Genomic DNA, 14,995 nt, shown 5'->3' with positions numbered 1-14,995 from the left:
GAGCCTTTTACTTGCTATTTTACGGATACTGTCCAATTTTGTGTATCTTCTAACTTCCCTGTTTGGATCCCTGTAATGGTGTCATACAATTTCTGAGAAAGCTCTCCAATTTCATGATGATTAATAACCATTTTCTTACCTTGCCAGTTGAGTTCTCCTACTGGTGAGATGACGGCAGCCGTTCCAGTACCAAACGCTTCTTCAAGCTCTCCCTTTTGCGACAGCTCATACAGTTCTTCAATAGATACCTTTCTTTCAGTGACTCTAATATCCCATTTCTTTAACAATTCAATAACGGACATTCTTGTAATGCCGTGGAGAATGCTACCGTTTAATTCTGGCGTAACAACTTCTCCATTAATCTTAAAGAAGATATTCATGCTCCCCACTTCTTCAATATAACGCTTTTCAACTCCGTCAAGCCAAAGAACATCTGCATTTCCGTCTTTATAGGCTTTTGCCTGCGCTTGATAAGCGGATGAATAGTTTCCGGCAGTTTTTGCCATTCCTGTTCCGCCTTTAACAGCTCTAGTGAATTTATCTTCTACGCTAATTTTCACTGGTGTTAAGCCACCAGAAAAATAAGAGCCAACTGGTGAAAGAATGATCATTAGTTTGTACGTATTTGAAGGAGCAACAGATAAATTCGGCTCTGTTGCAATAATATACGGGCGGACATAAAGCGATGTTCCCGGCGTCGATGGTACCCAATCTTGCTCGATGTGAATCAGTTCTTTTAAGTAACCCATCACACGCTCTTCATCAATTGGAGGAATGCTCAATCGGTCACTTGAAAGATTCAAGCGCTGCAGATTTTTCTCCGGTCTAAATAAAAGGATACGATCGTCAGAACGGTAGGCTTTTAAACCTTCAAAAACCGTTTGACCGTAGTGAAAAATCATCGCAGCAGGATCAAGAGTAATAGGCTCATAAGGAATGATGCGTGGCTCAAACCACCCTTTATCGGTTTCATAATCCATTACAAACATATGATCGGTAAACGTTCTTCCAAAAGGGATCTGATCCTTTTCAGGCTTCGCTTTTAAATTCGTACTTTTAACAATTTCTAAATCTGTACTCATGGCCAGGACTCCTTACTCATTTAAAATAATATTCATAACTTGTGCTCCTTCCACTTGAAGGCAGCAGTTTACTATTTATCTATTGTACTGCCAAACTCTATTGAATTAAAGCTTTATAGTACAGAAAGATGAAAAAATTCAGTAAAAGACGTTTTTCTCCCTTTCCTATTTATCTTTCATCCCATTTTAGTTATTTCAACTGCTTCACTTAAAAAAAGATAATTTTCATTACCTTTTTTGTAAACGATACCATACAAACGATAGCACCATTTTTGTTTTCATGACCTTGTCTTTTCATTTGTGATGAATGAATTTACTATTGCAACTGATGTCTTTTTCACGTAAATTAGTCAAGTATGTTTATTAGGAGGTCTCATCATGAATCAAACACAAAACACGCAACGGGTGCAAATGGTCACAGCAGATCCATCAGCTATTGGACTGTTTGGTCTTGCTATGGTTACGCTAGTGGCATCATCAGCTAAACTAGGTTGGACAGACGGCGTATCATTTGTCCTACCATGGGCGATTTTTCTAGGAGGAATTGCTCAGCTTATTGCTAGTTTCCTCGATGCCAAACACAATAACACGTTTGGGACAACTGCCTTCGCAGCTTTTGGTCTATTTTGGCTAGGTGTCGGAACATCCTGGTTAATTCAATTCGGTGTTTTTGGCGATGCAGCAGCGGCCGCTGTTGATCCAAAACAATTAGGCATTGCCTATATCGGTTATTTGATCTTCAGTGTCTTTATGACAGTAGGTGCGATGGAAACACATAAAGTTCTTTTCTTTATTTTTGTCTTTATTGATTTCTTATTTATCGGACTTACATTCTCCACTTTAGGAATTTTCCCCGAAGGAATGCACTTCTTAGCTGCCATTGCTGAGTTCAGCATTGCAATTTTGAGCTTTTATGGCTCGGCAGCAAGTGTTTTAAATAGCCATTTTGGTAAAGTAACACTTCCAATCGGAAAGCCATTCGGTATTTTTAAATAGCCTTCATCCTACCTAAAAAACAGATGAATTTAATATTCATCTGTTTTTTAGAATCTATTAGTGATTTTGAGCACGCGATCCATCATAGGACTATTTTAATGATTAAACCTCAATTAAATGATTTGTGTCACCTAATCCTTTAACTTCAAATTCCCCTTCATCATACTCAAGTATTGTTAGACTTGCCCCATGAATAAAAGGTGGTTTCCATAGTTCTTCAAAAGACAATGCTAATACATAAGATAGAAGAACTCTTATTACAACAGCGTGGGTCACAATTAGAACCGAACGGCTCTCATCTTGGTCGATTATCATATGTAAAGCACTTAAAACGCGAGTTTGTAAGTCTTGTAAACTCTCACCTTCATGATTGGAAGGGTTATACAAATGTGGTGAGTTCCAAAAATGATGATATTCACTTTTATATTCAGCCACGATACTCTCTTTCGTTCTGCCTTCCCACAGGCCAAAATAAATTTCTCTGAGCTCCTCAACTTTCTGAATACGAATATCTCTTGAACCACGAATCAGATTAGCAGTATGAACGGCTCTAACACTTGGGCTCGTATATATTTTATTAATGTCAATCTCTTTTAAGCGAAGCCCAAGTGCTGTAGCATTCTTCTCTCCAATTGTCGTTAAATCAGAATCTTTCCAACCCTGTAAACGATTTTCTTTATTCCATTTTGTTTCGCCATGGCGTGTTAGATAAATCCTCATAATACCCACCTTTAGTTTACAATAATATTATTATGTTCTCATAGACTTAAATGAATTAGTCCCACATACAGAAATATTCCGTTTTTATTAAGGAAAAGCGCCCTTACATAAGCAAGGACACTTTTCCATTATGCCGAGTAATTCCGCCCTAATTCATCACTTAGTTTCATTCTAAGGGCCGTTCGACCACGATGAAGACGAGACTTTACCGCCCCCGGCGATAGAAGTAGTTCTTGGGCGATTTCATTCTCTTTCAAGTGATCATAATAGTGGAGCTTCATTACAACTCTTAGTCTTGGTGATAGCATAAGGATCTTTCTTTTCACAGATTCTTCTAGAAATAGAATCTCGCAGTCTTCTTCTACATTACAGTCTGAATCGATTTGATTCATAAGAACACCTTCCGTATGAAACAAAGTCACTTTTTTCTGTCTTCTTAATTGATCAATCGATTTTCGTGTAGCAATGGTTGAAAGCCATGAACCTAGCTTTCTTTCACTTTCCACTTCTTCTAGTCGATCATATGCCTTTAAAAAGGCTTCTTGGAGCACATCTTCGGCAAGACCATGATCTTTTACGATACGAAATGCAGTGTAATAAACACGTTGATAGTGCATCTTAAAAATTTCATTAAAACATAATGTTATCGATTCGATCATTGTTGCTGATCCTTAAAGTAGTCCACTACAAAGTCTGGAGCGTCTGAAGAATCAAAGGCTAACACATCATAATATCCGCCTTTTAAATCCTCATAATAAATGCCAACTAAGTAGTCCCCTTCTTCATCTTCTTCACTAATTAACAACATCGTTTCAATCTTCTTCTTATCGGTAACCTCTAACGATTCAACGGAACCGCCCTGTACGATTTGATCATAAGCTTCTCTTGGATATTGCTTCTTTGCTTCATTCCAAGGGTAAATATTGACTTGATCGATTTCACCTTCGTCAATAAATGCATCTTCATAGTATCCTTCCTCTTTCAGCCAATTTACAGTGTTTTTATAAGAATTATAAATCATATTATCTTGCGGAAAATAATATTCCACTGTCCAATCTGAATGATCTCTTACTTCAGATACGTGAGATCGAGTTCCCACTGGATGAATTATTTCATCATAAGATAAGTTGTAAATATCCTCTCGTACATGTTGATAAAATTCTTGTATTTGCTTTGGCTCAAGTATCGTTACTTCTGTATTCACGGCACCTCCCGGCTGAAGAGTGATTTTTTGAACTTTTGATGGATCACTATTTAAGACAGGATAAGTCAATTCTTTGTAGTCTTTCGTTTCCATTAGGCGCTTTAGAGATGCCTGAACTTCCTTAGGATCGATTTGATACGTACGTTGAACGTGATCACCATTTTTTAATTCAAATGAGATAAAATACATCTTTCCCCTGGAGTTAAACAGATCATTCTGGTTAATCATCTCTTTTTGTAAATGGATAACCGCATTAATTGCTTCTTCAGATTCAATTAAATCAGGTGTAGTATTCTCAATAAGTTCTTCAAATTGAAAAATATTATCACCGATATAAACACTGTTCACTTCACTCGGTTCCGGAACGTAACCTTCATAATTCAACCAGAATAATGGTAAAATGCCTATAACTAATCCTGCTGTGCCGCCAAAGACGAGCAAACCTTTGAAGTACTGACCTCGAAACACATGAAAGCTCTTATCTAACACCATTGCAGATAAGAAATAACCGATGATCCCACCTACGACATAGCCAAAAATTAACCATGATAGCAATAGCTGGGTTTCTCCAAAATATGTGCCTACTACTAAAGCAAAACAGAAGGTCATGCCAAATTGGAATACTGGCTTTAACAAGTTAATCGCGATCGTCTGTGAAGTTACTTCTAATGGACGTTTCTGATAGATGGCTTTACCAGAAAAATAGAAAAGGATTGAAGCGACAAAATAGATAACTAGCGTAATAGAATCAACCGGTAAAAAACCACCTTGAGCTTGATTTGGGTAAAATTGCAAGACTTTTACAATAGGGGAATAGTTCCCGATCGTATGATCTAATAATGCTAAGTCAGATAAACCGGCAATAAAGAAGCTAATATGAACAGCGACTAGAGCATAAATCCCTGCAGGAAGCAGCATAAGGATAAATGTTAACACAGCTTGAACCGCCGATATCCCTGTTAATGTACCGGCAAAAACACAAACCATAAACGTTAGGATGCTTACTATCATCATCATCAATGTCCAATAACCAAGCTGGTTGATTGTATAAAACGTTGATACGTCAGCAAACAAGTAGAACATGAAAAGAATAAGACTAGTCACTAGAATAGGGACGATAAGCAACATTAAACCTGACAAGACGTGATGGCGAAAAAGATGATCTCTACTAATGGGGAAGCTATGAATAAAATCTGAAGCCCCTTTAACATGAATGTATCGAAAGAGAAATACAGCCATTAACACCGGCATTAGAAATAACAACATAAATTGCAATTCAAACATAAATGTTGAATCAAAGAGACCAGCACCGCTTGCATCTATCCTATAATCATCGTTAATGGCCATAAGCAATTGGAGCGGCAAGGTAAAGACAAGACCACAAAAAAACAAGATACTAATCCAACCAACATTACGAAAATCTCTTTTGAACATTTCTTTTCTAAACAAGGATGTTTTCGATGGCATAGCCTACCCCCTCCATTTCATAAATGAATATTTCTTCTAATGTGAGCGGTAATCGATCCATTAACACAGGACCAAATTTCTCAATTTCATTCATCACTTTCCGCTCATCTCCTTTTACAATCAAGAGAAGGACACTCCCTCTTTTTTCCTTATACAGAATTTTAAGATCACTTGCTGCTAAAAGCCTTTCTCCTGAATCTTTAAATGCGACTTGAACTTTATGTACATCTTCTTTTAATTCATCTAAATCACGTTCAAGCAAAACTTCACCTTGATGAAGTATGCCAACATGGTCACAAATTTCCTCAACTTCTCTTAAGTTATGTGAAGATAATAAGACCGACATATCTCTTTCTGCCACATCCTGAATGATCAAGCTTCTTACTTTCTTTCTCACCACAGCATCTAGGCCATCAAATGGTTCATCCAAAATAAGCACATTCGGTTTCACAGATAACGATAAGATGAAAACCACTTGTCTTTGAAGTCCTTTAGAAAAATGACTCACTTTCTTTTTTTCATCAATATGAAACAAACCTATTAGGTTTTTATAACGTTCTTCATCCCAATTATCGTAAAAACTTGCGTAATAATTAGCCAGTTGCCTCATTGTATATTGGGGTAGAAAATAGAGTACATCTGGAATAAAAACCATCCGTTGTTTAATTGAAACATTTTCATCTACTTCTTGTTCTAGGACAAAAATACTCCCTGTGTCCTGTCTCAAAATACCAGCAATCATTCGCATAATGGTTGTTTTTCCTGCCCCATTTGAACCGAGTAAACCATAAATTGACCCTCGTTTGACTGAAAAGCTAACATCTCGAATAATGTCGTTTTTTCTAAAAGCTTTGTTTATGCCGCTCACTTCAATCATTTTTTTGTCCCCCTTCCATTTCAGAGATTAGCATCTGAATCTCTTCTACAGTCATTCCAAGATAGAACGCTTCTGAAAGTAATTTCTTCAATTGATTTCTCACTTTCTCCAATTCCTCCTCATTCTCAAGTTTTTTTGAGGGATGAACAAAGCTCCCCTTCCCCTTCACTGAATAGATATAGCCTTGTGACTCAAGTTCTCTATAAGCTTTCTGAATCGTATTTGGATTAATTGCCAGTTGATTAGCTAGTTCCCTTACAGAGGGAAGTTTCTCATCATCTTTTAATAAATCTCTAATAATTAATTGCTTCAGCCGATCTACTAATTGTTCATATATTGGCTTACGACTTCTAAAGTCCAATTCAAACATTTATTCACCTCCGTATCATGTGAAATCCAATAAGTGTATTAACTGTATTAGTATATGTAGTACAGTTGAACTTTATCAAACATTTCACTTCTTGAGAAGACTTATTTTGAAATTTTTTCTATTAATAAACAAAAAAAACAGAAAGCCTTTTAGCTTCCTGTTTTTTCTGCCTGACCGTATTTTTATTTTCTTCCTCACAAATTGGTATGATGATTACTTAGCTAATGTGCCCTGGTGAAAGAACAGTTGCCATTGATCACCATTTTTTCTCCATATCGAACTTCGAAGCGTTTTTTGATTTCTTGTTTTATCATGAACGCGATATGTAGCAAGAATCACGTCTTCTGCTAATGGATGAATGGCAAAGTCTGATAACGTCATTTCTAGTACTGAAAGCCCACCTTCTACTAAATCTTTTTTACTCCAAATCGTCCCCGAACTTCCGAACTCAAAAAAATCAGCTGCGAGTACCTCATTTAACTTAGAAGAGTTTTCTCTCATTTGAGGTGTAAGCAACTCCTTCTCTAAGTGGTATAACTGCTTTTTTATTTCTTGTATCTCCATAATTTCAACTCCCATTTCTTACTTATTCCTCCATTTCTCCACTTCAAAAACCCAGTAATATCAATTATTTTAACGAAATTATTGATGTAAGCGGTTAAGTGGAAGGCTATGCATTGAAATTCACTCAAGGATAATTTAACCTATTAGAGTAGGTATAAAAGATAACTGGATGATGGACACTTTAAAAGAAAATACAATGAGTTACGTCCCATTTTTCTTCTGTCGCTTGATTAGTGCCTTATACATATAATCAGGCTTTTGAATACCTTAACATGGTTTTGCCTTACGATAGAACAAACAAGCGTAATTGCTTAAAAGAAGGAGAAGTGACTATGTCAGAATCAATCACAACCGAAACAGGCGAAAAACGTGTTCCAACTCAAGACGAGCGCGAACTGCTTGATCAGCTTTTAGATCCTAAAGTTCAGGAGTCACTAAGCGTACTTGTAAAGGAACTACCTAAAGTAACAGAACTTGTCAATATGATGTCTAAATCATATGATACCGTACAAGCGCTCGCAACAGATGATGTATTAAAAAATGATACTGTCGAATTCATGTCTGAAATTGTTCACCCTGTTAAAAATTCTGTAAAAGACGTTGCTGCAAATGCGATTGAAGCAAAGGATGAAGCAGAAAAAAGCTCTGAAGTGATTGGTCTTTTTGGACTTTTGAAAATGCTCAAAGATCCACAAGCTCAAAAACTTTTCAGATTTGTAAATGCCTATCTTAAAGTTTCAGGCGAAAAAAGTAACCAAAAATAATATTGATCTGCTAGAAATGGAGGAACAATCATGTCAAAACAAATAGTCATTTTGGGCGCAGGTTATGGTGGGCTTCTTTCTGCTTTATCCGTACGTCAATACTTAAACGAATCAGAAGCAACCGTTACATTAATCAACAAAACACCAACACACCAAATCATTACTGAATTGCACCGTCTAGCTGCTGGTAACATCTCGACAGAGGCTGCGGCACTTCCACTCGACAAGTTATTAAAAGGAAATGACATTAACCTTAAAGTTGCAACGGTTGATTCATTTTCTGTTGATAACAAAGAAGTGAAGCTTTCAGATGGCTCTACACTTTCTTACGATGCATTAGTCGTTGCACTTGGTAGTAAAACAGCTTACTTCGGCATTCCAGGACTTGAAGAAAACAGCATGGTTTTGAAGTCTGCTGAAGATGCAAACCGTATCCACACTCATGTGGAAGAACGTATTAAGAGCTTTGCAGCATCAGGTGACGAAGCAGACGCTACCATCCTTATTGGCGGTGGCGGTCTTACAGGAACTGAGCTCGTAGGCGAACTAGCGGATGAAACACCAAAGCTTGCTCGTAAATACGGCGTAGATCCTGCTAAAATCAAATTAATGCTTGTTGAAGCGATGCCTAAAATTCTTCCAATGCTTCCGGACGAATTGATTAATCGTGCAATGACGAGTCTTGAAAAGCGCGGCGTTGAATTCTTAACGAACCTTCCTGTTACAAATGTTGAAGGCAACGTTGTTGAACTAAAAGACGGTCAAAAGATCGTAACAAACACATTCGTTTGGACAGGCGGCGTTCAAGGTAACCCGCTCGTTGGCGAATGCGGTATTGAAGTTAATCGCGGCCGTGCAACGGTGAACAATTACCTACAATCCACTTCACACGAGAATGTGTTCGTAGCTGGAGACAGTGCTGTTTACTTTAAGCCAGGAGACGAGCGTCCACAACCACCTACCGCTCAAATCGCATGGCAGATGGGTGACCTGATCGGTTATAACTTATATGCTTACCTTTATGACAAAGACTACAAAGAATTTGAACCCGTTAACTCAGGTACATTAGCAAGTCTTGGTCGTAAAGATGCAGTTGCTCAAATCGGCGGTAACTCCACCTCTCTTAAAGGACTTCCTGCATCTGTGATGAAAGAAGCAAGTAACGTTCGTTACCTTTCACACATTAAAGGATTGTTTGCTTTAGCATACTAATTCAACATTCACTTTCTATAAATATATAAAAAAGAAGTGCTGGGAAAATTCCCAGCACTTTTTTCATACAAGAATGAAATCCGGCTTTTTCCCTTTTACAATTTGATTTACAGGATATAAATCACCTGAAACACCGTGGCAACAAACGAGGTTCATTTCTTCTATAAACATCCGACTCGTAAAGACCGTTTCACTATGATCACAAAAGATTTCAATGCTGGAGTGATCTACAAAAAGACGAATTTGATGTTTCTCTTTTTGTTTTCTTAAAGCATATCTTTTCGTACCAAACTCCTCAGCATAAACATGGGTCAGATTTGACCGATCAAGACAATACTCTTCTTCATTTTAGGAGAAAGCCACGGTTTCATTTAATTCATTTTTAGATATCATTTCAAATTCCCGGTCCACTTCAATGACCATTTCAAATGCATGCAAGGTTAATTGGTGATTAATTTGTTCATCTAAAAATTATTGTAACATAGAAAAAGATACCAGGTTTCTGCTTCACCTTGAATAACAAATATTTGTTATTCTAATTTGACCTTTATCATCCGATCATCCTCTTCAACTGGATCACCGCGTCCATCTTTGTTATTAGTTATCGCAAATAAGTATTCATCATCCACAATTAATGAACGCACTCGACCTATTTCTTCTTTCACTACAATCGTACCCTGCCCTTTGAGTTGAAATGATCTAATTTCTTCACCACCAAGGCAAGCTACATAAAGTTGGTCATGATGAAAAACCATTCCAGACGGCGCCCAAGTGTCATTACCGGAGTGATAGAGAGGCTGTTCCATACCATCTGCAACCTCATCTCCTTCTATGACTGGCCACCCATAATTGAGACCTGGTTTAATGACATTAATTTCATCGTGGGCAGACTGACCATGTTCTGAACTAAATAGCTGCCCTTCGTCAGTCCATGCTAGTCCTTGCGGATTCCGGTGCCCATATGAATATACATAGGAGCCACTGAAAGGGTTATCTTCTGGAACGCTCCCATCGACATTAATCCGAAGAATTTTGCCAGCCAAACTCTCTTTATCTTGTGCAAGCTCTGGTTCCCCTGCATCACCCGTTGTAACATAAAGCATTCCGTCTGGGCCTAATTTTACTCTACCACCATTATGAAATTGTGAGCCTGGAATGTTAGCAAGAAGTTCACCTGTTTCCCTCCATACGCCTCCTTTTAACTGGACCTTAACTACCCTATTCAGCGTTTTGCCATCATTACGATAAGTATGGTAAAGGAATGCAGTTTGTGATTCAAGAAAATCTTCTGCCAAGGCTAGTCCTAAAAGCCCCCCCTCTCCATCACTGTGTATTGGTTTTGAAAGTTGAAGTACCTGCCGTTCTAAACGATCCTTAAAATTTGCCATCTTTCCAGAACGTTCTGTATAGTAAAATGTTCCTTCTGACAGCGAGATTTCCCACGGAACATTTAAATTTTCAACATACGCTTCTTCTCCTTGTTCCTTTTTATCCTGCTGTTTGTTTGAATTCATGTTAGATTCATTACTCGAACATGCTATCAACATGAGAAATGTACTGAGCACTCCAATTATCCTCAGAGAGTTTCCCTCCCTTCTCATAATTTCCAGATTATTCGCAAACCATTAATACATTTCCGTCAGGATCTTTAAAGTTAAACCAGTGACCGTTTTCTATATCGGTAATCAGTTCAATCTCTTTGGCTTTCATATAAGAAAAAGCAGCATGAATGTCTTTTGTATCAAAATGAAAAGGCGGAGTTTGGTAAACATTTTCCTCCGTATAAATTTTGCTGTCCAAGACGAGGCCAGTCCCATTCATGGGAACAATAAAAAGGTGTCCTGCAATAATATCCCCTTCAGCCTCTAAACCAAGTAATTCACAGTACCATTCTTTTGCAGCCTCGATATTTTTCACTGGAATAAAAACTGCACCAACTTCATTTAAGATCGGAGTCAATTCGTTAACCTTCCTTTCAAAATAAGTTTCTCTTCAACTATATATAACTTCTTGATTTGTTGTCATGCTCCTGCTGATGAACTGTTACTTGAAGTTGGAATCAATTATTAATTCAGCAAAAAGTTAATATGGGTTTCACGTTTAAATATTCTAAAAGGAATGGAGGGATGTCGGATTGATCAAGTTAAGTAGCTTTATCCGTTATCTTTTCCAATTAACGCCTACCTCCATAATAATTCGGAAAAAAATTAGAAATAAGAAGAGCCTATCTTTTTTAGATAGACTCTTCTTTATGATAAAAGTATGCTTGCTCAGTTATAAACACTGGCGCATGTGCCAGCTTCTGGTTCATAATAACAATGATTTTTATATTGTCCTGCAAAAGGTTGCCCGTACCAGGTAGGAGGACAAGGAGCATAAGGATTGAAATACCAAAGAGCATATTTTCCTGGATGTTCTCTCCAATAATCCAAATTCTTCTTTGCTAACCGTTTTTCAACAGACCTTGCTCTGTTATAAAAAACATTGCCTTTTTGAACCGCCTCAAAGGAATAATTCCCTCCCTGCACTTGATAAATTACTTGAGGAATTGTTCTCAGACCTACAAAGTCTAAACATTCAGCTTGTGCACGGTTCACAATGACATTTCCTACATACAACATTCCTTGCTTCCCTTCACCTTCGGCTTCCGCTCTCATCATTCTAGCCATTAAATTAACGTCTGAACTTGTGTATTTCACTCTCGGCATATTTTTCACCCCAAGTACATTGTATGAAGGAAATGCATTTTTATGTCATTTTATTTTCCGAACCCGAGTTTTAAAAAATAGCGATATCGATTGGACTTTAGCCAATCGTTACCCACATTTCTTCTGGATTTAGCTCATAGATGTTATTCTCGCGATACATAAAGTGATTGATAATAAACTCCCTTCGAATTGTCGCAAAGTCAGGATGAAACTTCTTAATATATTCATTAATTTCTTTCTCAGGATACTTTCTTCCACGTTCTAACCCGTTGATCAAGTGTTTTAAAATAATAATTTTCTTCTTTCGTTGCGAAGGTATTTGTTTTAATGTTCCATCTGCTGCTATGAAATTATTTATCACTGCTTGTGCTTTCAAAGTATCGTCCTCCTTATTGTAATCAGACTGATAAAGCATATTAGGCAATGCTTCAGAATAAGAACGGAATTTCTTTTCATCAATGTAGTAATAAATGGTGTTTTTATCTTTGCGCTGATAAACAATTCCAGTGTCTCGTAATTTTGCCATATGATGAGTGATGGTCGGGGCTTTTAATCCAAGTTTTCCTGCAATGGCCTGTCCATGAAGAGGACCGGCTGCGAGTAACGTAAGAATTCGTATGCGATTTGGATCTCCAAGCGTTTTATGAAAGTTGACTAATCTATTTAATTGCACGAAATCCCCCCATCTAATTAGACTATTATCTAATTAGATGATAGTCTAACTAGATGGGAATGTCAATAACATATAAACAGCCTTGAAATGATTTCGAGTACCACTTGATGAGGAAGAAGGTGTCATATTGATGCACTTGTGCAAATCATTAGATACTTACTTCGTCACGTTTTTTCCTTGCACTTTCAAAATCCATACAAAAAGCACTGACCCCTTTGTCTCTTAAGTGGAATCAGTGCTTCTTCTTACAATTATTCGTTACGCAAGATCTTTTCCATCGCTTTACCCTTTGCTAACTCATCAACTAGTTTATCCAAATACCGAATTTCCTTCATAGTTGGTTCTTCGATGTCTTCCACTCTTACACCACAGATCACACCTCTGATCTTGGTTCGTAAAGGATTCATCTGAGGAGCTTTTAAGAAAAAATGCTCAAAGTCAGTCTTATCTTCTAATTGCGCTTCTAACTCTTTTTCGCTATATCCTGTTAACCAATGGATGATTTCATCGACTTCCATTTTCGTTCGGCCTTTCTTTTCTGCTTTCGTAACATAGTGAGGATAGACACTAGCAAAGCTCGTTGTATAAATTCTATGTTTGGTCATGATAAATATTCCTCCTCGTATATTCATAGATTAACCCGCAAAGAGCGCTAGCTTACCTCTGCTAGTAGCATTCAATCTTCTATTAATGGAAATGTCTATTTTATAGTTGCTGGCACTAATGTCTTCTTCAAATAATGATAAACCCCTTCTTCATCACATGTGAATTCCGTCACTTCGTCGACAATTCCCTTTATGTGGTCCGATGCATTTTTCATTGAAACTGCATAATCAACAAATTGAAACATTGGTAGATCGTTGTTACTATCACCAATTGCTAACGTTTCTACCTCCGTCAAATTAAAATAGTTCAACATTTTTTGAATACCAGTGCCTTTGTTCACATTAGCTACCATAACCTCAACATTATGATTAGAAGATATTGAGGTTGTAAAATCGATGTCTTGTTTTATTTTCTCTAACTCCTCTTTCCATTGATTAATATGGTCTTTTGTTCTAGCAAAGAAATAGAATTTAGAAAATTTATTACCTTCGATTTGATCTTTCCAGTTTATTGCCTCTTTAACCGCCTGTTGACGTGAAAGCCATTCATTCATTCCAACGCTTTCTGGCTTAGGATCTCTAATTTCGTCTTCAATAAATTTACGATCTTGTTTTAACGCGATACGCTCTGCTTCATAAGGAAAAAGTTCATAATAAATTTTGTGTTCTCTTGCCTTGTCGATCATCTTTTCAACTAGCTCAAAAGTCAGCGAATGTTCAAATATGGCCTTGTTCCCAACATACCCAGCCATACCATTTGAAGAAATAATCCCATCTACTTCAAACCCATCAGGTACAAGCTCATTTATTTCATCGAAAGCTCTCCCTGTTGCGATAAAAACGTACATACCTCTCTCTCGTAGCTCGTCAATAATTTGTTTCGTATATCCACTTACCTTATTATAGTGATTTAATATTGTACCATCCATATCTAAGAAAATAGCTTTTGGAATTGTACCCATCGTAACTACACCTCGTTTGTTTTTAATTCTATATTTGAGTGTTATATACCTCAATTAACTCTAAACGAACTTACCGTTTTTTAAGAATTTTTACATATAAGTCTATCAGCAACAACTACTTAACAACTTCTCAGAATGCAGTTACGCACCTTTTCAAATGAAGTCCACAAAGAGTATAACATTGCATTCAACTTTACGTCATAAAGAAAAACTTGTGATAATCCTATTTATTATCCTGCACAAGTAAATGTTTACAGTTATGACAGATAACTTATTCTGTTCTTTCACTTTAAAAGGAGCTTATCTTGTTAGAGATAAACTCCTTTTAAATGGAATAGGGATCAATTCTTACATATTCGATATACCGTTAATGAAAATGCTAAATAGTAAACTGATCGTTGTTAAACCAGCAAGCAGCAAGGAAAAACCTTTGTTGTTTTTAAATTCATAAATCGCTATGACCAAACCTGCAACGCTTAACACAATCCATACAGGCATAAAGATTGCATCTGTCATATTCGTTGATAATAAAGCATAACCGCTTGATAAAAAAAATACCCAATGAAAAACCAACAGTCCTAATACCACATAAGAGATTTTTCGAGGGGGGGTGCGTATCTCATGTTTTCTGACTGCTCTTTTTGGAGTGACCATTAACGTAAAAATTGCAATAGCTCCTAAAACAGTCAAAAATATTATTGAAAATCCAATCATGATCAATCCTTTATAATCATTTATTCAACACTTTCTGCCAACCGCTTCACAATACCATATTTTTCGGCCTTCTAATT

The 14,995-nt window shown here is 37.0% G+C and carries 17 protein-coding genes and 1 pseudogene; 3 read left to right on the top strand and 15 right to left on the bottom strand.

From position 1 onward, the window contains the following. Positions 1–14: 14 nt before the first annotated feature. Positions 15–1,082, bottom strand: coding sequence for a branched-chain amino acid aminotransferase (locus tag LC090_RS09825; protein ID WP_224880599.1), 1,068 nt, complete (start codon positions 1,080–1,082; stop codon positions 15–17). 378 nt (positions 1,083–1,460) lie between these two features. Between LC090_RS09825 and LC090_RS09820 the strand changes: the two genes are divergently transcribed. Then, on the top strand, positions 1,461–2,078 hold the full coding sequence (locus LC090_RS09820; protein WP_255648076.1) for an acetate uptake transporter: 618 nt from the start codon (positions 1,461–1,463) through the stop codon (positions 2,076–2,078). A 102-nt stretch (positions 2,079–2,180) separates the two neighbouring features. Here LC090_RS09820 and LC090_RS09815 read toward each other — a convergent pair whose 3' ends face one another. The 6 genes from LC090_RS09815 to LC090_RS09790 all read right to left on the bottom strand — a co-directional run bounded on the left by LC090_RS09815 (position 2,181) and on the right by LC090_RS09790 (position 7,280). Next, positions 2,181–2,798 (bottom strand): histidine phosphatase family protein, encoded by a 618-nt coding sequence (locus LC090_RS09815; RefSeq protein WP_226657591.1) that lies wholly within the window; start codon positions 2,796–2,798, stop codon positions 2,181–2,183. Positions 2,799–2,926: 128 nt separating this feature from the next. Then, complete coding sequence (locus LC090_RS09810; RefSeq protein ID WP_226657589.1) at positions 2,927–3,457, bottom strand: RNA polymerase sigma factor; 531 nt, start codon at positions 3,455–3,457, stop codon at positions 2,927–2,929. Then, positions 3,454–5,469 (bottom strand): DUF6449 domain-containing protein, encoded by a 2,016-nt coding sequence (locus LC090_RS09805; RefSeq protein ID WP_226657587.1) that lies wholly within the window; start codon positions 5,467–5,469, stop codon positions 3,454–3,456. Before LC090_RS09805 ends, LC090_RS09810 begins: the two co-directional genes overlap by 4 nt. Beyond that, positions 5,444–6,346 (bottom strand): ABC transporter ATP-binding protein, encoded by a 903-nt coding sequence (locus tag LC090_RS09800; protein ID WP_226657584.1) that lies wholly within the window; start codon positions 6,344–6,346, stop codon positions 5,444–5,446. The genes LC090_RS09805 and LC090_RS09800 overlap by 26 nt, the downstream gene beginning before the upstream one ends. After that, positions 6,339–6,716 (bottom strand): GntR family transcriptional regulator, encoded by a 378-nt coding sequence (locus tag LC090_RS09795; RefSeq protein WP_226657582.1) that lies wholly within the window; start codon positions 6,714–6,716, stop codon positions 6,339–6,341. The genes LC090_RS09800 and LC090_RS09795 overlap by 8 nt, the downstream gene beginning before the upstream one ends. Before the next feature lie 213 nt (positions 6,717–6,929). Next, positions 6,930–7,280, bottom strand: coding sequence for a DUF4440 domain-containing protein (locus LC090_RS09790; RefSeq protein WP_226657580.1), 351 nt, complete (start codon positions 7,278–7,280; stop codon positions 6,930–6,932). 332 nt (positions 7,281–7,612) lie between these two features. On the opposite strand from LC090_RS09790, the gene LC090_RS09785 reads away from it, so the two are divergent. Both LC090_RS09785 and LC090_RS09780 read left to right on the top strand, forming a co-directional pair. Then, entirely contained in the window at positions 7,613–8,044 is a 432-nt protein-coding gene (locus tag LC090_RS09785; RefSeq protein ID WP_226657578.1) for a DUF1641 domain-containing protein, read from the top strand. Between the two features lie 30 nt (positions 8,045–8,074). Further along, positions 8,075–9,256 (top strand): NAD(P)/FAD-dependent oxidoreductase, encoded by a 1,182-nt coding sequence (locus LC090_RS09780; protein WP_226657574.1) that lies wholly within the window; start codon positions 8,075–8,077, stop codon positions 9,254–9,256. Between the two features lie 63 nt (positions 9,257–9,319). Here the strand turns inward: LC090_RS09780 and LC090_RS22155 are convergent. The 8 genes and pseudogenes from LC090_RS22155 to LC090_RS09740 form a co-directional block, all read right to left on the bottom strand. Then, positions 9,320–9,589, bottom strand: a pseudogene (locus tag LC090_RS22155) (GH32 C-terminal domain-containing protein); the annotation flags it as partial. Positions 9,590–9,786: 197 nt separating this feature from the next. Further along, on the bottom strand, positions 9,787–10,770 hold the full coding sequence (locus LC090_RS09770) for a PQQ-dependent sugar dehydrogenase (protein ID WP_226657572.1): 984 nt from the start codon (positions 10,768–10,770) through the stop codon (positions 9,787–9,789). 97 nt (positions 10,771–10,867) lie between these two features. After that, on the bottom strand, positions 10,868–11,215 hold the full coding sequence (locus LC090_RS09765; protein WP_226657569.1) for a VOC family protein: 348 nt from the start codon (positions 11,213–11,215) through the stop codon (positions 10,868–10,870). A 311-nt stretch (positions 11,216–11,526) separates the two neighbouring features. Further along, positions 11,527–11,964 carry a cell wall hydrolase gene (locus LC090_RS09760; RefSeq protein WP_226657567.1) on the bottom strand — a complete coding sequence of 146 codons (438 nt, stop codon included), beginning with the start codon at positions 11,962–11,964 and terminating at the stop codon, positions 11,527–11,529. A gap of 97 nt (positions 11,965–12,061) precedes the next feature. Next, a complete protein-coding gene (locus LC090_RS09755; protein WP_226657565.1) occupies positions 12,062–12,637 on the bottom strand; it encodes a metalloregulator ArsR/SmtB family transcription factor in 576 nt (191 codons plus the stop codon). A 251-nt stretch (positions 12,638–12,888) separates the two neighbouring features. Beyond that, positions 12,889–13,242 (bottom strand): DUF2200 domain-containing protein, encoded by a 354-nt coding sequence (locus LC090_RS09750; protein ID WP_226657563.1) that lies wholly within the window; start codon positions 13,240–13,242, stop codon positions 12,889–12,891. Between the two features lie 95 nt (positions 13,243–13,337). Continuing rightward, complete coding sequence (locus LC090_RS09745; RefSeq protein ID WP_226657561.1) at positions 13,338–14,204, bottom strand: Cof-type HAD-IIB family hydrolase; 867 nt, start codon at positions 14,202–14,204, stop codon at positions 13,338–13,340. 348 nt (positions 14,205–14,552) lie between these two features. Continuing rightward, entirely contained in the window at positions 14,553–14,918 is a 366-nt protein-coding gene (locus LC090_RS09740) for a hypothetical protein (RefSeq protein ID WP_226657559.1), read from the bottom strand. Positions 14,919–14,995: the final 77 nt, after the last annotated feature.

Source organism: Guptibacillus hwajinpoensis (genome assembly GCF_020524165.1).
GTDB lineage: Bacteria > Bacillota > Bacilli > Bacillales > Guptibacillaceae > Guptibacillus > Guptibacillus hwajinpoensis_D.
The sequence above is the reverse complement of the archived record's forward strand: the minus strand, read 5'-3'. Positions and strand labels throughout refer to the sequence as shown.